This is a genomic window from Thermorudis peleae (assembly GCF_000744775.1).
GTDB lineage: Bacteria > Chloroflexota > Chloroflexia > Thermomicrobiales > Thermomicrobiaceae > Thermorudis > Thermorudis peleae.
In genome coordinates this window covers 590,094-611,296 of sequence record NZ_JQMP01000001.1, presented here as the reverse complement: position 1 = coordinate 611,296, position 21,203 = coordinate 590,094, and the positions used below count along the sequence as shown (strand labels likewise).

General features: G+C 58.7%; 14 protein-coding genes. 8 read left to right on the top strand and 6 right to left on the bottom strand.

Translation table 11 applies throughout. The features are described 5' to 3' along the window. The first annotated feature begins 381 nt into the window (after positions 1-381). From N675_RS13435 to N675_RS02740, 3 genes are all read left to right on the top strand, one after another. Positions 382-2,901, top strand: a complete 2,520-nt coding sequence (locus N675_RS13435; protein WP_051913933.1) for a response regulator — start codon at positions 382-384, stop codon at positions 2,899-2,901. 42 nt (positions 2,902-2,943) lie between these two features. Further along, positions 2,944-4,386 (top strand): alanine racemase, encoded by a 1,443-nt coding sequence (gene alr, locus N675_RS02745; RefSeq protein WP_051913931.1) that lies wholly within the window; start codon positions 2,944-2,946, stop codon positions 4,384-4,386. Positions 4,387-4,625: 239 nt separating this feature from the next. Continuing rightward, positions 4,626-5,390, top strand: coding sequence for a FadR/GntR family transcriptional regulator (locus N675_RS02740; protein ID WP_051913929.1), 765 nt, complete (start codon positions 4,626-4,628; stop codon positions 5,388-5,390). A 58-nt stretch (positions 5,391-5,448) separates the two neighbouring features. On the opposite strand, the gene N675_RS02735 is transcribed toward N675_RS02740, so the two are convergent. The 4 genes from N675_RS02735 to N675_RS02720 all read right to left on the bottom strand — a co-directional run bounded on the left by N675_RS02735 (position 5,449) and on the right by N675_RS02720 (position 8,919). Further along, a complete protein-coding gene (locus N675_RS02735; RefSeq protein ID WP_038037735.1) occupies positions 5,449-5,934 on the bottom strand; it encodes a DinB family protein in 486 nt (161 codons plus the stop codon). Positions 5,935-5,958: 24 nt separating this feature from the next. Continuing rightward, entirely contained in the window at positions 5,959-6,930 is a 972-nt protein-coding gene (gene rsgA / locus N675_RS02730; protein ID WP_051914000.1) for a ribosome small subunit-dependent GTPase A, read from the bottom strand. A gap of 193 nt (positions 6,931-7,123) precedes the next feature. Continuing rightward, positions 7,124-8,107 (bottom strand): COX15/CtaA family protein, encoded by a 984-nt coding sequence (locus N675_RS02725; protein WP_051913928.1) that lies wholly within the window; start codon positions 8,105-8,107, stop codon positions 7,124-7,126. 89 nt (positions 8,108-8,196) lie between these two features. Continuing rightward, positions 8,197-8,919, bottom strand: a complete 723-nt coding sequence (locus N675_RS02720; protein ID WP_038037734.1) for a helix-turn-helix domain-containing protein — start codon at positions 8,917-8,919, stop codon at positions 8,197-8,199. A gap of 507 nt (positions 8,920-9,426) precedes the next feature. On the opposite strand from N675_RS02720, the gene N675_RS02715 reads away from it, so the two are divergent. Continuing rightward, complete coding sequence (locus N675_RS02715; protein WP_038037733.1) at positions 9,427-11,481, top strand: DnaA N-terminal domain-containing protein; 2,055 nt, start codon at positions 9,427-9,429, stop codon at positions 11,479-11,481. Between the two features lie 83 nt (positions 11,482-11,564). On the opposite strand, the gene N675_RS02710 is transcribed toward N675_RS02715, so the two are convergent. After that, positions 11,565-12,812, bottom strand: a complete 1,248-nt coding sequence (locus N675_RS02710; protein ID WP_038037732.1) for an MFS transporter — start codon at positions 12,810-12,812, stop codon at positions 11,565-11,567. 304 nt (positions 12,813-13,116) lie between these two features. Here N675_RS02710 and N675_RS02705 point away from each other — a divergent pair, with 304 nt between their 5' ends. After that, positions 13,117-15,117, top strand: coding sequence for a S8 family serine peptidase (locus N675_RS02705; protein ID WP_156100785.1), 2,001 nt, complete (start codon positions 13,117-13,119; stop codon positions 15,115-15,117). A gap of 18 nt (positions 15,118-15,135) precedes the next feature. Here N675_RS02705 and upp read toward each other — a convergent pair whose 3' ends face one another. Continuing rightward, on the bottom strand, positions 15,136-15,855 hold the full coding sequence (gene upp, locus N675_RS02700) for a uracil phosphoribosyltransferase (protein WP_231577901.1): 720 nt from the start codon (positions 15,853-15,855) through the stop codon (positions 15,136-15,138). Between the two features lie 173 nt (positions 15,856-16,028). Here upp and N675_RS02695 point away from each other — a divergent pair, with 173 nt between their 5' ends. The 3 genes from N675_RS02695 to N675_RS02685 are packed head-to-tail and all read left to right on the top strand — an operon-like array spanning position 16,029 to position 21,144. Continuing rightward, positions 16,029-17,021 carry a hypothetical protein gene (locus N675_RS02695; RefSeq protein ID WP_038037731.1) on the top strand — a complete coding sequence of 331 codons (993 nt, stop codon included), beginning with the start codon at positions 16,029-16,031 and terminating at the stop codon, positions 17,019-17,021. Further along, positions 17,018-20,524: an ATP-dependent helicase gene (locus tag N675_RS02690; protein WP_038037730.1), complete on the top strand. Its 3,507-nt coding sequence runs from the start codon at positions 17,018-17,020 to the stop codon at positions 20,522-20,524. Before N675_RS02695 ends, N675_RS02690 begins: the two co-directional genes overlap by 4 nt. Next, positions 20,521-21,144: a hypothetical protein gene (locus N675_RS02685; protein WP_038037729.1), complete on the top strand. Its 624-nt coding sequence runs from the start codon at positions 20,521-20,523 to the stop codon at positions 21,142-21,144. Before N675_RS02690 ends, N675_RS02685 begins: the two co-directional genes overlap by 4 nt. The last annotated feature ends 59 nt before the right edge of the window (positions 21,145-21,203 follow it).

The window sequence follows — 21,203 nt, the reverse complement described above, 5'->3', positions numbered from 1 at the left end:
TCTGTGACGCTGAGCATGCTCGACCTCGTAGCATGGAACACTACTGGGGGACTGACCAGAGCCGCTGTGGCTCATACGCTCACTCCGATGCGGTGGCCCAAGGCTCTAGTCATGAGACAACACCCTCTTCTGGCCAACCCAGTGCGATTGTGCAGTTGGCCTAGCCTATGGAGCGGCAGCAAACGCTGCCTACGGTTTTCCAGTTTATATTTTGCTCCTGTCATCGATGAGGCATGACGGGGTCTGGGCGACCTAGGATGTTCACTCCTCTGCCCTCGCTTGCCCCTGCCCAGGATCAACAGGACATGCGAGAATACACGGTACCCAGTACCTGAGAGGGCCGCTACGTGAGGCATATCCTCCTGGCTAGGCTGAGGAACCATGGCGAGCAACCAGCAGACTCTAGCGCACCAGCACCAATCCGCGCCTCCTGACCCGAATGACCGGCGGATTCGTGTTCTTATCGTCGATGACCACGACCTGTTCCGCGAAGGATTGCGCCAACTGCTCCAGTCTGATCACCGGCTCGAAGTCGTTGGTGAGGCAGCCACCGGGCAGGAAGCACTTAGCCAGGTACGGGTGCTTCAGCCCGATGTCGTCCTGATGGACATTACCATGCCAGGAATGGATGGCATACGGGCAACAGAGCAGATTCATGAACTCTTTCCGTCCGTCCACGTCATCATGTTGACGATGCATGACAATGCTTTCTTGGAACGCCAGGCACGAGACGCAGGAGCACGGAACTATTTCGTCAAACATGCCCGCTCTGAGGAGCTCTTTCAAGCAATTCACCATGCCGCCGCCGATGGCTCCGCGCTGCCTTCGTCTCCGCCAATAACCGATGAGCCTGTACCTCCGAATAACGCAACACTGCATTCCCCTAGCAAGCTCCCAGAGCCTGCAAATTCTTCTCTTGATTCGGTTACCCAACCGATGGTTTCAGCACCAACACCGCCTGCGATCACGTTCCACCAGACCGACAACACGTTGCCGCTCCTCACGCTAACCGAGCAGGAAATTGAGCAAATGCTCAATGAGCAACTTCAGTTGCTCGAAGTCCAACTCGAGCGTGTGCTCGCAAAGCGCGGGCTTCTCGGGAGCGGGCCCAATAACAGCGCGCCAACGGCAGCCGTTGAAGCACTCTCCTCACCAAGCCAGGCCATCGAGTCTATGCAATCCCCACCGGTTTCAGGAATCCGTGACATGGCATCGCGAGGAGTTGCTTCTCCGCATGCACGCTCCGAGCAGCTACGGCACTGGATAACGTGGGTGCGCTGGATCGACTTGCTCTTCGTGGCCCTAGCAGGCGGAATGCTGGGAATAGCATTGGGGTGGCCAGCGATTCCCCCGCTGACGCAACTCGCACTCGGGCTTACGGCTGCCGGGTTGGTACTCGCCGGTGGCATTGCGACAGCATCCGTGCATCGGGCGATGCGGAGCACGGTAGAAATCGCACTTGGCTTGCTTGTTGGGGCAGCATGGGTCGCTACTGGCATGCGCTTGACAGGGCTCCTCCTACCAGCAACTGGACTGCTCCTCCTCTGGGGATTTGCCGCTCTTGCGCTTAGCACTGGTCTCTGGAAAAACCACGAGCCCCTTGCTGGCGCTGGACTTGCTGCACTGCTGCTCACTCCGGCAACCCTTCCAGGTCCACCCCTGAGCGTGCTTGCACTCGCAGCACTGTTTGGAGCGCTGGTGATTGGCATCCTGATAAGCTGGCGTCGGCGATGGTCATGGGTTGGGCTCCTCGCCTTGCTCGCTATTGTTTCCCAACTGAGCTGGGCAACATACACTGGACAGGCGGCAAAGCATGTGCTGGCAGTCCTCGCTGCATTTTGGCTTACAGAAGCCCTCGTTATCCTCGGCAGCAGCTCGACAGCACCGCAACGCAATGCTGCGAGCACGCTGCTGGTTAGCGTTGCCACTCCACTTTTGGTTGCGCTGATCGGGATGACAGCACTTGTCAACAACCCAACTGCTGCCCGCGGCACGTTCCTTGCTGTCCTCGGGCTTGCCCAATGCGGACTTTGCGGCATGCTCATTCGACACGAAGACTTGGCGAGCTCCCGTACCATACTTCCCGGCGCACTCGGTATTGGCATGCTCGCCTTCAGTTTTGCGCTCGCTGTTCCTGGACCGTTGGCCACCATCGGTTGGGCAGCCTTAGCGGTGCTCTTAGCCTGGAACTATGGCACATATCACCACCGGCCGAGCGGTTGGGGAAGCCTTGTTCTCGGGGCTCTTGCACTCGGGCATTTGCTTCTCTTTGACCTGTCGCACGTTCTCCTGACCGGCACACCCGCTTCATCACTCGTTCTTGCTGAAGGGGTCGCGATCATCGCCGCGCTCTGCACAGTGAGCCTCCTCGTGGATGCCGCCAACATCCAGGCCGCAACAGCGACGCTCGCATTTTTCGTCGCAATTTTGGTGTCATCTACCGCCTTAAATGGTCTCTCGCTGCTCGCCGTGCGAGCTGGGCTTGCCTTCCTCGCTACTGCCGTAGCCTGCCGGAGTTGGTTAGGAAGAGCGGCTTGGCCATTAGGACGCAGACGCCTTGTTCGCATCTCATCATTGTGGATTCCAGCAGCCCTTGCAGGTGGACTGGCGCTTGTCCAAGCGTTTCGCACTGTACTCGCCCCTACACAGCTTGGCCTGACGCTCTTGCCCGCACACGTGGCAGTGAGTGACCCCTCAATCGCAGCGGCAATCCTGGCTACCACAGTACTCGCAATTGGTCGGATAACGGGTAGCGCACGGGGGCGCCAGGCAGCCATCATCGTGGCAACGCTCATCATTGCCTACACTGCAGCAGGTGAATTACCAAATGCGCCCATCGTTCTCGGCTGGTGTGCGCTGGTTATCGCACTCCTCGCACTCTTCCGGCCAACGCGCGCATAATGGCACGCAGGAACAGGGCCAGGGGAAGGGGAGAAGCAGCTTGTGGATGAATTGACCCCGGAGGCACGCGTGGCTGCCGCGAGAACTGGCACGCATGCGGTCATCGATCTTGATCGTCTTGCAGCAAACGCTGCTACGTTCCGCGCTCGCCTTCCAGCCGATACCGCACTGATGGCCGTCGTTAAGGCGAATGCCTATGGGCACGGACTGGTGCCATGTGCACGAGCGTTTCTCGATGGTGGGGCAACCTGGCTCGGTGTCGCGCGGATCGAAGAGGGCTTGGTGCTCCGTGAAGCGGGAATCACAGCGCCCATTGTCGTCCTCGGTCCGCCAAACTATGCCCGGGTTGCATCAGCGCTCCAGGCCAATGTGCAGCTCGCTGTCGGATCGCTTGAAGACGTGCACGTCGTGCAAGCTGCTGCGCGACAGGTAGGCCGGCAAGCTGCGGTCCACCTCAAAGTTGACACGGGAATGCATCGCTTTGGCGTGGAACCTGCCATCGCCCTTGATGTTGCGCATGCTATCGTTTCCACGCCAGAGACAAGACTGGCCGGGCTCTTTACGCATTTTGCGTCAGCCGATGCCCCTGGCTCGTCGTTACTCCGCAAACAAGTCGAGCGATTCAGGACTGTCCGGCAGCAACTTGCTGATGCTGGCATTGTGCCTGAGACGGTTCACCAAGCAAATAGTGCCGCAACGATCCAGGGATTACTTGGCGATGCAAGTCTGCCAGGACAACGACTAGCTCGCTGCGGTATAGCACTTTATGGCTTGTCGCCGTCACCTGACGTCCCCGTGCCAGAGGGCGTGCGTCCAGCGCTGCAGCTTTGGAGTCGTGTTGCCCGTGTATTCCGCGTGCAACCAGGAGAAGGGATTTCCTACGGTCCAGCATTCATCGCTGATCGGCCGATGTTATGTGCACTTGTCCCAATCGGCTATGGTGACGGACTACTCCGGGCGCTCTCAAATCGTGGCTGGATGGCAACCCATGGGCAACGCTGCCCCATCCGCGGCCGCATCTGCATGGACCAGACGATTATTGAGCTGCCTGCTCCCTTGCAGCACCTGGACGATTTGGATACAGCTGGTTCCCTTGCGTTTGAGGCAACCCAGCACGCAACACGACTGCCTCAGTCTTCGGCCCCACACCCAGACCGCAACGAGAGCGTGTCACAAGACATGCCGGAACCTGAACGTAGCCACGCATCACGAGACGGGAAGCAGGGTCCGGCACAGGCTATGACAGCAGCATGTGGTGTACGGATTGGCGACGACGTACTCGTCCTCGGGGATGGCAGAGCAGGAGCAATGACAGCCGAGGACGCAGCTATCCTGGCTGACACGATTCCGTACGAAATCGTCACCGCGCTCGCAGCACGAGTTCCCCGCCTCTTTATCCGTAATGGCCTCGTCGTTGCCCTCAGCGATATGCATGGCACTGTTGCATTCACTGCTGATCCAGTACCGCTTCCCCCATCGTCATAGCAAGTCAACGCAGTCAGCGTTTCGTCATTGAGCGCAGAGGCCAGACCGAAGCGCAACGGACATCGCTTGCCTCCGTGGCCCCTAATACGTATCATGCTCTCCTGATGACCATATCAATGGCGTAGCAGCTTCGCACTCTGCACGCCGTCCACGATTTCGGACGCCCTCAGGCATACTCTCAGAGAGGCTTTCCCGAATTTTGGCCAGCGGGAACCAGTGGAGAGATGGAGGTACAACTGATGGAACTGACATCGTCGGGCACGGTGCGTCCAGTTCGCCAGCAGCGTCTGCACGAGCGTGTTGTCCAGCAACTCACACAGCTTATCACTAGCGGCACACTCCCACCGGGGACAAGCCTGCCAACGGAGCCAGAGTTGGCTCGCCAGTTCGGTGTAAGCCGAACGGTGATCCGCGAAGCGGTGCGAGTGCTCGCGGCCAAGCGGCTCGTTACAGTGCGTCATGGTAGCGGTATGTGGATTCAACCTCCTGAGCAATGGGACTACCTCGACCCCCTTGTCCTGTTCGAGTCGCTTCGCGCAGGGCAAGGTCGCGAGGTCCTGCAAGAAATTCTCGAGCTTCGTCGCATTCTAGAAACCAACGCCGCAGAACTTGCCGCGCTCCGCCGTGATGAGCACGACCAACAGACGCTCACTGAGCTCATTACTGCCATGCGGCAAGCGTTGGACAACGCTGCACAGTATATCGAGCTCGACCTTGCCTTTCATGAGGCAATCATGCAGGCTGCGCACAATCGCCTCTTACGTGAAGCTCGCCGCCCTCTTGTCGCTGTCCTCCGTCACGGCTGGCAACTCACCAGTCAGATCCCCAATCGTGGCCGACTTTCCCATCGTGGTCATGAGGATGTGTACGCTGCCATCATGGCTGGCGACCCGGTAGCGGCACGAGAGGCGATGAGCAGACATCTCGAGCGCTTTGAGACTGATGTCCGTGAGCTCTTCTTTACGATGCCGCCGGAATCACTCGACGAAGCTGCGTCCAGTTGAGTGACACCAGCGTGAGCGACCTCAATACAGAGCACGCCGGTAGCACTGTCCGATGTGCTTATTCGGATCGTGCCGCAGCGTGCTGTTCGTAAAGCTGACGGGTCAGGAGCGCTTGACCAATATGCTCACGGTTGTGCTCAACTGCGCGCAACGCCCACCACACGCCCTGCCCGCGACGGCCGAGTCGGTCTGCCGCTGGGGCGCGCTCCGCGACCAGGTCATCCTCGCTCAACCGATCGATCAGGGACAAAACTGTCGCTTCTCCCTGATCGATCATGGCACGGAGTGCAGCAGCATCTGGTGCACGATACTGAAACGCTGCCTCTCGGTCGCGGGGATACTCTTCACCGCACGCCGTCGAAAGTAAGAATCGCTCAGCTTCCAGGAGATGAGCACAGAGGACCGACAGGGAATTGGTCATTGGCCCCGGTGTCCAGTTGAGCGCGTCGCTATCCAAGCCGTCAATGACCTCACGGAGCGCTTGGTGCTGATCCTGTAAGATGCGCCGCAACGCCGCCCGAAACGCTTCAACGCTCGTGCTCATCTTCCACCATCCCTCTCTCACACGCTACCGTGCACGCCAGCTAACTCGCTCTGTCTCTGTTAGCTCATCAAGCACATCGAGATAACGCGTATAGCGGCCCCGGTCAATTTTCCCTGCCTCGACCGCCTCACGAACAGCACAACCAGGTTCAGCCCGGTGCCGACAGTCAGGATAGTAACACGCCTCACGATACGGGCGAAACTCCGGAAAGCACCGGTCAAGCTCAGCTGCACGCACGCCCCACAAGCCAAGCGTGCCAATACCAGGAGTATCGGCGATGAACGTCTCGTCATCAAGCTGAATCAGTGTCGTTGTGGTCGTGGTGTGCCGACCGCGGCCCGTAACTTCACTGACGGCACCGATTCGAATCGTCAAGTCAGGGCGAAAGACTTTGACCAAGCTCGACTTCCCGACTCCCGATGGCCCGGCAAAAGCCGACAGCTTGCCACGGAGCATGGACCAGAGCACATCAGTACCCTGACCCGTTTGCGCGCTCGTCTCAACAATCGGATAGCCCGCCGTTCTATACGGCGCAAAGAGGCGTCGCCGCGTACCATCTGGATCGAGATCGATTTTGTTGAGGCAGATCATCGCTGGGATATCCTGTGCCTCAGCAATGATCAGGAAGCGATCAAGTATGCCCAGGACAGGATCAGGCTGCGCCACAGCAAAGACGGCAACCAACTGATCGATGTTTGCGACGATAACCTGTTCTGCATCATCGCTCCCACGAGCCCGTCGAGATAAGACGCGCTGACGTGGCGCAACCGCCTCAATCACCCCTTCACCAGGCGCTACTTGACGAACAACAACACGGTCACCGACGGCGACAAGGTCAGTTCGAGCACGGGTGCGTTTGAGACTGCCGCGAACAACGCACCGCACAATTCCACTCGGCGTCAACACGTCAAAGTACGGCCCGTGTTGCGCAAGCACCAGGTTCGGTGGCCAACACTGATCATCAGATGCGACCTGATGGCGCGTCTTCGACGACAAGCGCACTCCCTCCCTGCTTCTGGACATTTTGACTGAGCGTTTTGACACGACTACCACACCACGCCGGCATCGGCGTAGACAGTTGGGAAGCCCTTAGCCAGAGTCTACCGGAAACTGCAGCAGCTTGACAGCACCAGGGAGAAGCACATTGTTTGCACGGACAACGTTACCGCGCCTACACTGCGCACACTTGCTACGGCTCGCCCCCCGCTGCAGGCGCCACCACGTGCTGGAGCGTCCGCTCCATTCGGGACACCGCTGGACGCGGTAGCGTATGAAGAAGCAAGTAGGACAGGAATCCAAAGAGCAGCGTCACAATTGCGCTGTGGGATAACGTCGAGAACAGTTGCATACGCGAGAAGACGACAAACGCCCCACTCGCCGACTGAGCGAGGATGCTGATCAACGCAAGCAGGCTGCCAAGCCAGATATCAGGCCGCGTCGTCCGCAAGCGCCATGCCCACGCAACCATTAGCGCAATCAGAATCGTATCGATAAACGCCGCCCCGCGGTGGAGCACCACCGCACCGACTGCGCCGTGCAAGCTGGGCAACAGCGAGCCGTGACAAAGCGGCCAATCGAGGCAGGCGAGGCTCGCGTTACTATGCCGGACATACGCACCGAGATAGACGACCAGATATGTGAAGAGGAAGACACCCCAGATAAGCGCCGTCATACCTGAAGGGAGCGGGCGATCGCGATACGCATCTCCACTCACCTGATCCCACAATACGACAGACAGCAGGAGCACGCTTGCGAACGCTGTGAGCGAAACACCGAAGTGCAATGCCATCACCAGCGGGTGCTGGGGGCGCAACACTGCCCAGGCTCCGAGGCCAGACTGCAAGACCAAGGTGAACAGCGTTAGCGGAACGAGCACTTGCACTTCCCGACGCTGCCGAGCTACGAGAAGTGCACCAACAGAGAGCACGAGAAGCAGAATTCCCTCAATTCCCGTGACAAAGCGATGACTAAACTCAATCAACGTCGCCACGGCAAACGTGGGGATAAAACGCCCATGACAAAGCGGCCATGAGCGGCCACATCCTTCGCCTGATCCGGTATTCGTCACGGTTGCCCCCATGACGATAACGAGGAACATGCCAATGGTAGCTGCAAGGGCAAGATACCGCACCCATCGTAGTCGCCGCTCACGTGCTGCCGTCTGATTCGACATATCAGAGCCTCCTCGCTCGGTGGGCACCGTACGCACAACAGCGCCCACGTTACAAGCATAGCGAAGAGCCTTTTCGTCCAACAGCGGCACTAGCGCAAAGGCAGCAACCCCACCATGCGCAGAAACGCCTCGATCTTCTCCAGTTCCCAGGTGCTCATATCGACGGTAATCGTAAGTGCAATCGGCGAACTGCCAGGAAGCATGATCGCTGGAGAGAGCATCGGCTGTTCTGGCTTCTCAGCTTGGTCGGCGCGTGCTGTGGTCGCCGAGGACTCCGCCAGCAACTCCCGGGCAGCGGCAAGCTGGTCAGCAAAGTCAGGAGAAAGAACGAGACGGGAGGGTTGCCCACGCACACCACGACGGAACGTGCCAAACCCGGCCTCCTCAGCGAGACGGAAGAAGAGGGTGCGCGCTTCCTCCACACGGTTGCGTGGCTGACCAAGGCGCAAGTCAACTTGCCAGATCCGTTCAAGCCAAGCCGACTCAATCGCCGACCATCCTTCTGCTGCAGCGCGTTCAAGTGGCACGCCATACGGGGGATAGCGAAGCAACACAGCGCGAAGCTTGCGCTGTCGTTCCTCGGGGCTTTCGGCATAAGCCAACCGGTTACCAGCATCGGTCAAGCGAATTTCTGCGCCATCGCCACGTTCAATGAGTCCGAGTTGCTCCAGAGCATTCAACGCCTCACGCAACGCCTCACCGCTTCCAAGGCGAGCCTCAAGCGTATCACGATCAACCCCTTTCCCCTTGGCATACTCCAGCACTTGCCACAAGAGCCGCGGCTCAGTTCGGTAAGGCAAGACAATAGCCACTTCTCCACCCCCACAAAGCTAATAGCATCACGCCCGTCTTTCTCCAAATATACCCCACGGAAATGATCAAGCAAAATTATCACGTGATACTTCAACCAATTCTATACTCGATATTCCACTTTTCACCCTGCACGAAGAACGGCTTTTGGCGCCCTTACGTTTTCGAGAGCTTCTCGCGCCAAAATAGACCTGCAGCCACGAAAGCGAGCAAAACGACAGGGCGTACAAACCACCGAGAAACACACAAAGCAGCGCCGACACCGCTGCAAGCCACGCCCCGCACGGACCGTAACACCTCCTCATGAGGGCACCACTCCACGACAACTCCAACAGCCGGCACAACAGGGCAACCTCAAAGCATGCCAATTCATCACATTATTTTCCACAATAAACATTGAACAAATTGATTCACTTTCTTCCGTCATCGTATTGACGAGATCACGAAAACCCGCTACACTGCAGAGCAGCGGACGGCAATGGGCCCAGCCGCCCGAAGGGAGTGCCAGGGTGCGCGCACCGCACGAATCTGGTTCACCGCAAGCTCGCGAGCCTGAGCAGTCGCGATCGTCACCTGTCCGGACAGGTGACGATCAGCGCCGGCGCGGTTGGTTTTGGCACTGGAACACCATCATTACGCAATTTGCCCCACTCATCGGCTTAAAAGGGGTGGGGTTGCTGAATTCCTATACCGTCTGGACCGATCAGCGTGCTGACTCGCCTTATCGAGGCTACGCTTTTCCAAGCCAGCAGGCGGAAGCTGCCTTCTACGGCGAAGATCGAGCGGAACTCATCACCATCAATAAGCTCTTGGTTGCCCTCGACCTCATCGAGATTCGCAAAGAGATGATAACGCGCGTCGATGAGGCTGGACGGCGTTGGCGTGTGCCACACAACTTTTACCGGGTCAAAGATCGTGGCGAGGGTTTTACCCTCACCATCGACGCGGTTATCCGTGTATTAGAACTTGCGGCTACTGACGAAGCAGTCTATCGCTACATTCGGCATATTTTCTCGCCCCGCTTTGCACCGATCGACCGTGATAACGTCTGGCATCGGCTCTTACCAGCGCTTCGCACTCATCCGCTATGGCAGCAGTTAGCTGCACGTGCCGCCGCAGACGAGGCGCGCACCTCGGCGCGAACCAAAGCTGGCCATCACCGTCGACGCAACGGGACAACACGAACGGCAGCGGAGGACCCCCGTGCCCTGCCAGCGCCAGACCGAGACAGGCACGACTCGCCGATCGATGACCAAGCCCAACCAAGCAGTGTTGACCAATGCAACAACGCTTCAGAGACCGTTGTTGCTCAATACAACAGTGCAGCGTCGACCACTGTTGCTCCATACAACCATGGTTTACCGCTGACACAGCCACCCATTGTTGCTTCTGCCAACAGCGAAGAGGCAACCATTGTTGCTCCCGAGAACAGAACGTATGAACAATACCCGGTAACAACAACGAGGAGTAAAGGGGTGACAAACTATGATCAAAAGGCTACGGCATTGGATGGATTGGGTGGCAAATTGGACGAGGCCGTCGGTATGGAATCCTCGGCACATAAAGTCTTCACGGCATGGGATGGGCAAGCGGAAGAGACAACAGTGGAACCTGCGTTGTCAAGCAGTCTCACCGACCCAGTTGCCTCACAGGACGACCATGACGCATCGAATGGTGAACCGGCGGTGTCCTTCGACGCGGTCGTGGCGTGTTACGAGGCAGCGAATGGTCGGGCTGCCACGCCACTCGAGCGTGAACTGCTGGCAGAGTTGGTCGAATTCTTCTCCCCAGCGGCATTGGCCATCGGTGAATCTGGTGAACGCTGGGTCATCGCGGCGATCCGTGAAGCAGTCAGCAGTGGCTCAGCATTTGTGGCGCCTAAACGAATTCGTGAAATCCTTAACCGCTGGTCAGCGCGGAGGAGCTCGCCCATTCGGCCGGGCGCTGCGTCGTCCGTAGGCGGACGTGGACGGGGAGCAACTGATCGTGGTAGACGGCAGCAGGCAAGTGGGTGGACACCAGCGATGGCTGAACATGAGCAAACGCCTGCCTGGCCTGAGGGGGCTGCTCCCGGACAGCATTTCGCTGCTGATGAGTTAGCGGCTCGTCTGAGCGCTGCCCTTTCAGCAGCTCTTGGCACTCCGCTACGGGTGACGCTTGGCCAGGCTGATGACCCCGCGGCCGAAGATGACGTACGTGCCCGGGCTTCGCCAGCGCCTCCTGTAACCCCAACCCCTGCAACATTCGCGGACCGCGCTCCTGATCCACCGCCACGGGTTCCTGAGGGGTTGACACTGCCACAATTGTGGGCGATGGCGCTTGAGGTGCTGCGCGATCGCCTTTCGCCGCTTCAGTTCGATGTGCTGATTCGTCCTGCCGCGCTAATCGGGATCGAGTCCGATGGCACGCTGGTGCTTGGTGCGCCGAACCAAGTGCTCTGCCGGAGGTTGCAGCAGCAGGCGGTGAAGGTTGTTCAGGCGGTTCTCGAAGAGTTGCTTGGTCGCCCCGTGGCGTTAAGGGTAGTTGTAGCGCAAGAGTGGCGAGAACGCCGTGCAGGACACTAACCTCATTTCCCTTCGTACACGTTCGTGTAACCTCACGTATACTCTTGGAATTCTATGCTGATCCCCCTCATTCAACCGTGTTCTTAGGGTGATGATCGCGTCTGCTTTCTCGCCTCAGCTGGGGCTAGGTCAGCTGTGCGGGGCAAGGCAAGTGCGAGCCAGAGGCTCGTGGCAAGTAAGAGTGATCCGATACTGAGGAACATTGCACGAAGACTGATTGTGGCGGCGAGTGTCGTCCCTGCGAGCGGACCAATAAAGCCGCCGAGCGCTGTTGCTGTTGTTGTGAACCCGTAGATCGCGCCGCGGCGCTCTGGAGGGGTGAGTTGGGCGATGAGGGCGTTGGCAGTTGGCAAGATACCACCAAGAGCAATCCCGAATATCCCTTGGAGCACGACAAGGTGCGTGATTGAGGTAGTGAATGCTAAGGGGAGGTAGCTCAAGCCGCCAAGGATGCTAGCGCCAAGCAAGAGCGGACGAGGGCCGATTCGGTCGCCCGTTCGGCCGAGCACGACTGAGGCAATGGCGCTCGTGAGTCCGGCAATCCCAAGCGTTAGACCGGCGATGGTGTTCACCGCGTGAGCATTTGGTGTCAAGATCGCGATGAAGATGGGCAGGATTGGTTGAAGAGCAGTATTGGCGCAGCGGGCAACGAAGAGGACTCCGACCAGCGCACCCATCGTCGCGTTCATGAGAAGTTGGAGTGTTGCCTGCGAATTCTCACGGGCGGTGCTTTGGACGGCACTTTCTGGGTGGAAATCTTCATGAACAAGGAACAAAACGATCCCTGCGGAGAGCAACAGGAGTGAACCGGCAAGCGCGAAGCTTAACCGGTATCCCACCGTATCGGCCAGTGCACCACCAATGAGCGGGCCAATAGCGCTGCCTGAGAAAACTGCCATTTGCATGAGCCCGAGGCTAAACCCGAGACGCTCGCGCGGTGAGATGCTCGCTGCAAGGGTCGTTGATGCGGTAACGGTGCCAGTAAATGCCCCTTCAATCAGGCGCAGGACAAAGAGTTGCCAAGGGGCTGTAGCAAGTGCCATGAGGGTGATCGTGATTGATCCAGCGGCCATGGCACGGAGCACCATGAGCTTCCTCCCATGGCGGTCGGCGAGTGTACCCCAGATTGGGGCTGCAACAGCCATGATGGCTGCGCCCCCCGCGTTAATTGCCCCAGCCCAGAGTTCTTGTTCTCGGAGATCGGTTGCGCCAAGCTGGGCGAGAAAGAGTGGAAGAAAAGGTGTGCGCAAATTGAAGCCGATAATTGTCAACGTCTGCGCGAACCAGAGAGCGTAAAGCGTACGTTGCCAAGGAGCGAGGCGGCGTAACATCCAAGGAAATTCCTTTCCGTCACGGTTGCCTACGAGTTGCTCCCCGTATTGTCTTAGGTGCAGTCTAGACGAAGACAGACAAGGGTGACGAGAGGGAGCGTGAGCAAGTCGGTATCCGGTGGTATCCTCTCCCGACGTGAGGCAGTGATTTGACGGTGGGTCGTTCCGTGCAAGGGCAGATCATCAGGAGTGACAAGGAGGACTGGCTGGGGTGAGGGGGTGCCAGGAGGGTCGATACCTGGGGCAGTCTGTTGTGTGGCTGCGTTGTGCGTGGCTTGTTGCTGTGTGGTGCCTTGTGTTCGGCATGATTGCATCCGTACCGCCGGCCGCAGCGCAACAGGCGAATGCGACGGGGGTACAACCAGTCCATTGGATTGTCTGGCTTGCCTCACCGACGCATCATACTGCTGCCCAGCGGTCACCCTCTAACCCATTCCTCTCTTTTGCACAGGTGGACGATCCGCTTTCGCAGTTGCGTGCCCATGCACAGGTTCAGCCAATTACGCCACATGGCGACCAGCTCTCCATCACATTTGCTTCGCCCGCACAAGCCGCTGATGCCGTAAGCCGCCTTTGGCAATCGCCCGATGTGGCGTACGTCGAACCAGATGTCCTGCTCCACTGGCTGTATACGCCGAATGATCCGCTACTGAGCCAGCAAACATGGGCGACAACGGTTCATGCGCCGCAAGCCTGGGATTTGACAACCGGACGGCCGGATATTGTCGTCGCGGTCATCGATTCGGGGGTAGCACTTAATCATCCGGACCTCGCCAACCGGTTGTTGCCTGGCTACGACTTCCTGCGTGGCGATGCAACTCCCGAAGATGAAGTTGGGCATGGCACTGAAGTAGCAGGAATTATTGCTGCCGAAGGGAACAATCACCTGGGGATTGCTGGGATCGCGATGGACACGAAAATCTTGCCCTACAAGGTAGGAGATGCCAATGGTGCCTTCTCCAGCACAATCGCCCGGGCGATCTATGCTGCCGTCGATGCAGGAGCGGCTGTCATCAATTTGAGCCTTGGTGCTGATGGGCCGAGCGCTACCCTCTCGCAAGCAATTGATTATGCCTATGCTCATCAGGTTGTTGTCGTTGCTGCTGCGGGAAACACACCCGATTCGGTGACGTTCCCTGCGACATCGCCTCATGTCATTTCTGTTGGCGGCACGACGGCTGATGGGAGCAAGCTGGCGAGCTTTACCTCGCGGGTAACGCGTGTGGATGTCGTCGCGCCAGCTGTCGATAATCTGACGACAACATGGGATGGACACGCGGTAAGTTGGGGAACAGCGTCAGGAACGTCGTTTGCCGCGCCAATTGTCTCAGGAATTGTGGCCCTGATGCGTTCCGTCCAGCCAACGCTGACGGTTGAACAAGTCCGTGCAATCTTGACGCAGACAGCTCATCCGCTTTCACCCCCGCAGCAACCAGGCGCTGGCGCAGGGGTTGTTGATGCCCAAGCAGCAGTGATCCAAGCGATGCTGCTGAGCTTCCTGCGGACATGGCAGACAGCGGATCAACCAGTTGAGAATGGCCAGGTGCAGCGGACCTGGCTCTGGGGGCCGACGCTCTTCTTCGCCACCGAGGAGTCGTACGCTGACGCACCGCACGGTGTTCGCCTCGTGGCCTATTTCGACAAGGCGCGGATGGAGATTACCCGGCCAACGGCAGATCAGTCCAGCCCCTGGTATGTGACCACCGGCCTCCTCGCAAAGGAACTGATTACTGGCCTCGAGCAAACTGGTGATGCAACATTCGAGGCGCGCGTGCCAGCGCAGATTCCCGTTGCCGGTGATCCAGACGATCCGATTGGGCCAACGTATGCGAGTTTCCGCGGTGTACTGACTGCTCCGCCTCTTGGTGAGGGTGCACCAGTCACGCAGACGCTGTCACGCGATGCCACGGTTGGCAATGATCCGCGTCTGGCATCCTATGGCGTAACAGCCGGTCCGCTGATCACAGAGACGGGGCATCGTGTCGCCAGCGTTTTTTGGTCATATCTCAACAGTCAAGGGTTGCTTGACCAGAATGGACGGCTCGTCAACGGTCCGCTCTTCTCTCCGCTGTTCTACGCGACCGGCCTGCCGATTACCGAGCCCTACTGGGTGCGGGCTACGGTTGGCGGCCAAGTGAAAGATGTCCTTATCCAGTGCTTTGAGCGACGGTGTCTGACCTACACGCCGAGTAACCCGGCTGGCTGGCAGGTGGAGATGGGCAACGTTGGCCAGCACTACGCTCGCTGGCGGTATGGACAAGTGCCGTATCAGCCGGTCTCCTTTGATCAACTCCCTACTGGATAGTGGCGCCTCGCTGAGGCGCTAAATGGGAATCGTTGCGAAGAGCCGGTCACCAGCGTCGCCGAGCCCTGGAAGGATGAAGCCCTGGTCGTTAAGTCGATCGTCGAGTGCGGCAAGCACGATACGAACAGTCGCGTCGGCATTCAAGACCTGTTGGACGCCATAGGGTGCTCCGATAATTCCGAGATAGGTGATAGCGCCACTGAAAGCCTGACGAAGATGTCGCAGCGCTGCAACGGCTGAGCCTCCAGTAGCGAGCATTGGATCGAGGAGCAAAATATGCCGGAGTCCTTGATAAGACGGCGGTAGGCTCGTAAAGAGAATCGTTGGCTCGAGCGTCTGTTCATCTCGATGAGCACCGATGATGTAGAAAGGTGCCTCTGGGAGCAGCGCACGGGCCGCGACAAGCATGCCAAGTCCTGCTCGTGCAATGGCCACCAGGGCGAGGCCGTTAGCCAGCCGACCGCCTGGCGCCTCAAGTCCGGTTGGTGAGGGAACACGGACAGTCTCAAGAGGTTCGTTCGCAAGCGCTGCCCAGAGCGTGAAGCGGGTAAGCTCGTTCAACGCATGAGCAAACGCGTCGGCTGGAGTCGCTTGATGGCGGAGAGTCGTGAGCAGCGTTGTCACTAGCGGGTGGTCAAGAACAGTTAGGCGTGGGTTATGCACCACGGCATCGCGTGGCGGCTGTTCGCGTCCGGCCATCGGCCTAGGTCGTTCGTGCCCTTGCTGCACTACCATCATGTCGCTATCCCTTCCGCTCCCGGCATGTCGCGGCAACTCTGGCCGCGGATTATAACCCGGCCTCAGCACGCTGGAACTCTCTTGATGTTCCCGAGTACCCCGATGGCGCGGTATAGTGAGACTGTCGTACGGACGATGTAAGGCGTGGGGGATCCCGCAGTGAGGCGAAACGTATGACAATGCCGACCTCGGAGACGCAGGGACTCGGACCTGGCAACGATGTCTTTGCTCATGAGGAGGAAACGTGGCGCGTCCTCGAACTGGTCCGTGAGCGTGTCCAGGCATTGAACGCGGCACGGTTTAGCGGCGAGGATCCGGTTGTCAGGCCGAAGGGGCGTGGTGGGCCGATCGAAGTCGCGGTCGCGACGCTCGCCGCCGAGCGGTCTCGTGGCCTGTTAGAGCTGAAAGGGAGCGTTATTAGTCCAACGGAAGACTTGGCGATTGCTGCCCTCGATGCTGGGCTACGAGCGCTGACGACCTGGGATGTAACAGAGGCAAACTGGTACTTAGCCACTGCCGTTCAGTATGCTCGCTTGCCTGAAACCCAGCAGCGCGTTGGGCTTGCCCAGGAACTCTCCCTCTTTCTCGCGAGTCTGCTCGATACGGATCCGGAAAAACTCTCAAGTCGCCCACCCGTTGAACGCCGGGTGCTTGCTCTGCTTGACACGCTCGATCGCCTTCCGGAAGAAGAGCGACTCTTCTATCGTGTGGAGGTTCAGCGACTTGTCGATCTCTGGTGGAGCATCCGCGCCGGAAGCAGCCAAGACAGCGCTGATCGTGAGGCAGCTATCGCGTGGACTGCGTGGCAGTTCCTGCAAGCGCGGCTTGCCATCCGCAATGGTGCGCGACTCGATGCGCTGGTCACGTTACTCCGCATTGCTCAGCGCCACCTGCATATCATTGGGACGTCCGAGTACGTCGTCGATCTCATTAACCGGGTGCGGCAGTTCATCCAATTGCTGCTGTTCCCATTCTTCCCGGAAGCGCAACCCCAAAGCGGGCATTCTGAGGAAGGAGCAGTGTATCCGGGTGAATTGCAGGAGGCGTTGCTGACGCTGTTGAGCCAGTATTACGAGCGTGACCTGACGATGCAGATCAACCGGTTCTCACTAGCGCTCTACCAGCGTAGCGATCTCGGACGCTGGAGGCAGGGAGAGACACGATGACCATGGCGGCGATGTCCGACCGCTGTGCAGTGCTTAGCGAGCGTGCTCGGCAGGCGTGGGCGCGCTTGCACGATTCACCTGGCGTTCCGCAGTGGCTCGATGTCCCCGTCCTGGTAACGCTGGATGGCGAGCTTCCCGATAGGGGCGGTATCCCCCTGACGGTGAAGGCCGAAGATGGAACAACCCTCGGTCGGGCTATGGTCTATACTCACGAGTGGTATCCGAGCTGCCAGCAGCAATCGCCATTCTCTCACTACTATCCAACACTGCGTGCTGTTCTTCGTGCTCGCCAACTTCGGGCTGCGCAAGGGGATGAGACGATGAAGGAACCGCTACGCTTGCAGTTGTTGCAAGCGGTCGCTGCCGATACCCCGCGTGGCCAGCGTATCGTTGTGCTGCTCAAATTCATTATTGCTCCAGAGTACACCCTTACTGGACGACAACTGGAAACAGTCTATTCTTGCCCGCTCCAAATGCTCTTCACAAACTTCTTGGGCGTGAGCCATGATACGCGAAAGGCGCGCTCGGCCAGTAACCAAGTGCGAGGGCAGGTTATCCACGAGGCTTATCGTCGCGTCGCGGCTGCCCTGATCGATGGTGCTGACCCTGATGGTATCGATGCGATATACCATGTTGCTCTCTTTCGGGAACTCGCCGAACAGCTCGTCTTGCTCTGCAACCCGCTAGCGAATGTGCCCGAGGCAGACCTGCGGCATGCCTTTAATGCTCGCTCGACAGTCATTGAGCATTGCCAGACAGCCTGGCAGGACGACAAGAAGCCTCGGCGGTTGTATCTGGAGCGCCTACTATACTCACCATCACGCGGGATTTCAGGTCGGGTGGATCGGATTGAGGAGCCTGCGAGCGAGGGGCATCCCTGGTGTGTTGTTGAAGTCAAGACGACAAATCTGAGTGCGCAGCGTGACCCGACGTCCGGTGAGCGCCACCCAGGTGGACTCCAGGCAATGGCGTACTGGGAGATTCTGCGCAGTCTGGGTGTGCAGCCAGCGGATGCGCGAGTCGAGCTCATCGAGTCAAGTGGGGCCGTTCGGCCGTTTTCATTGGCACAGCATGCGCTGACCATTCGCGCCAAGATCTCCTGGGGAAAGTCTGACGATCCACACAGTATTGACCTCATCGCCCAAGCGCGCAACATCGGCTATTGCATCGCCAGTGGACTGTTCACCGGATATGACCGGCAACGGCTTGACCGTGTGATGGCTGGCGAAGGCGCCGGCTTTCGTCTACGGGAGCTGCAAGGTCGTTTCGATTTGATGGCCGATGCCCCTCCCTGTTCGATTTGTCCAGCACGATCGCGTGGCCTTTGCGGCCGTGGCTGGAAGGCGACCAACTTCACTGAGGCTGAAGTGCCACCACTGCGCAACCTTTTCTCAACAGTGCCAGACCGTCTCTTTCGCTACTGGTCGTGGTTCCATCGTCAGCTCAAGGAAGAAGAGCGTCAGAGCCGTGAGGCGCTGTTCCATCTCATCGCGACGCCAGCGACCACGCTTGAACTACAGGACGGTATTACCCTTCAGGGGCTGCGCATCGCGGATCGCACTGAGCATCTTGTATGTTTCGAGCGCGAGCAGCCGCTTGATACGCGCATTCGCGAGGATGACACAGTGCTTGTTACCCCAGAGCAGTATTTGCCGGGCCAACTCCTGTCCGTCGAGGGACACGTCCGGGCAGTAGAAGAGCGTCGCATTACGGTTGTGCTTGAGGATGACCGGTTGCCAGAGGATGCCCACACCTTCCGCCTTGACCTGATTACTGGGCATGATATGCGTCAGTGGCAGCTTGAAGGACTCACTGATTTCTTGCTGATGACCATGGAAAGCGCTCCTGTGCGCGGGCGGAAGCTGCTTCTCTCGGAATTGCCAGCGCTCGCTCAAACCTTGCTCGGCGTCCGTCCACCAGTAACGCCCGCCACGGTCGAGACCAAGGCGTTGCCCCCGACGCTTATTGCTGGCTTGAATGACGAGCAACGGACAATCCTTGCGACTGCTCTCGCGATGAAGCCGGGAGATCTGTTGCTGATTCAAGGGCCACCAGGTACAGGTAAGACGCAACTGATTGCGGCGATTGCTCGCGCAGTATTCATGCAGCAACTGTTTCAGCCCGTATCCGATCGTCGGCCAGTGCTGGTGCTTGCCAATACCCATCGCGCGGCAAACGAAGTCGTCTTAAAGCTCCGTCGTCTCGATGCCAGGCTTTCGCCATTCCTCGTGCGCTTTGGGGCGGGTCGACAGAGTCGTCTAGAAGAAGGAGTCAAAGAACATGTTCTCTCGGAGCGTCTCCAGCTTACCCAGGTGCTGGAACAGATCGCGCGGTCGCTGAATGGTCAGGAGCATGACACGGCGGCAGTCAATATGGCAGTCCGACAGCTATGGGAGACGATTCGTCGAGGGCAGACGATCCTTGAGCATGCTGGGATTTTTGTCGGTACGCTCGGCTCAGCGGCATCAGCCGAGGTGCGTGGACTCAGCTTCGACACGGTGATTGTCGATGAGGCAGGGCAGGCGACTGAGCCAGCGATGCTGCAAGCGCTCCGCCGTTTGCCGCCTGGCTACCAGGGGCGGTTAATCTTGGTAGGCGACCATTTCCAGTTGCCACCAGTCGTAACACAGGAGATTAAGCCACCGCCATATCCAGGGCTCGCAGTACTGGGTCTGCGCGATACTGATTCTCTCCGGACCTCGGCTTTTGAGCGCCTTGCTCGCCTCTATCCTGATGCGCTGCAGACATTGCACAAGCAATACCGCATGAATGCGCCAATTTGCCAGCTGGTCAGTGAAACGTTCTACGCTGGGCAACTGGTTCCAGGTACGGAGCAGGTTGCACGTCAACGGTTAGCCGACTGGCTGAGAATGAACGGTCTTTCGCCAGTACCTGGTCTGCTGAGTGGTGATCCGCCAATCATTCTCATTGAGACGACAGATGATCCAACTGCTCGCGATACTGGTGCAGGGGCAAGTGGGCTGCGTGAAGAATCGTGGGCGAATCCCCGCGAGGCAGAGATTATCGCTCGACTCCTCAGTGATTGGATTGCAGCGTTTCCCGAGGACGCTCGGCCAATGCTGGTACAGGGAATTGGTGTGATTTCACCCTATCGTCGGCAGAACGCCCTGATCCGCTACACGCTTGCCCAGCGTGATCCGGCGCTCAAGCATGTGCGCGTCGATACCGTTGACCGCTTTCAAGGTGGTGAGCGGCCAATCATCGTGCTGAGCCTGGTCAACAGCAACCCGCAACACAATATCGGCTCATTGCATGCTGATTGGCGGCGGATGAACGTTGCGCTTTCCCGTGCGCAATATCTGCTTGTCATCGTTGGGGATCCAGCAACGTTTACTGCTGAGCCTTCCGAGCAGGCATCGGCCGAGGAACGCGAGGCGCGCCAGCGCTATCGTGCGCTGTTCGCTTGCTTGCGGCGCTTGGCTGCTGCGAACCACGCGCGTATTGTGCCGAGCCTGTCGCTTACGGCAGAGGACATGCGATGAGCGCTGATGCACGGATTGCCATGGTCTTGCAACAGATTGGTGAAGACGTTGCCTGTATCCATTATTGGGAGCCGCAGCAGGTTTCGCTCTTGCTCCTGATGCGGCTTGGCCTTCTCTCGCCAATAAGACAGCGAATTCCGTCGTGCTCGGCGCATCACTGTCCGCGTTGTGGACAGTGTGCATACCAAGCGGACTTTGAGCGGGATGAGACTGGGAATTTCCAGCGTGACGGTGTCTCGCGCGGATATCGCAAGTTTAAGCTGAGTGACAACGGCAAGCGATTCTTGGCACAACGTCTCAAGCTTGAGCGCCTGGTTCGCGATCACCCTCTCTTCCCTCTCATTGCGAGTGTGTTTCGGCAGAGCGGTGGTCAGCAAGCGAGCACGCTCGCGTTGGCTGAAGCGGTGCTCAATGCAGCATTAGCATGGTCATCGAGTGCCAATGGTCGTACAGAGCCGCCGCCGTATACGCGCTTTGAGCTTGGTGCTTACCTCCAGGTGCTTGAGGACCTCGGCTGGCTTACCCGCTCAGATGACGGCTTCACGCTGTCGTGGCATGCCCCGCTAGCATTGCTTCAGGAACGGTTCGGTGCTCCAGCAGTGACCCCTTCGACAGCGTAACGTTCGCCGTTCCCTCTTGTCAGCAGGCGCCATGAGCGGCAGAGTAGTGGCGCTGAGGC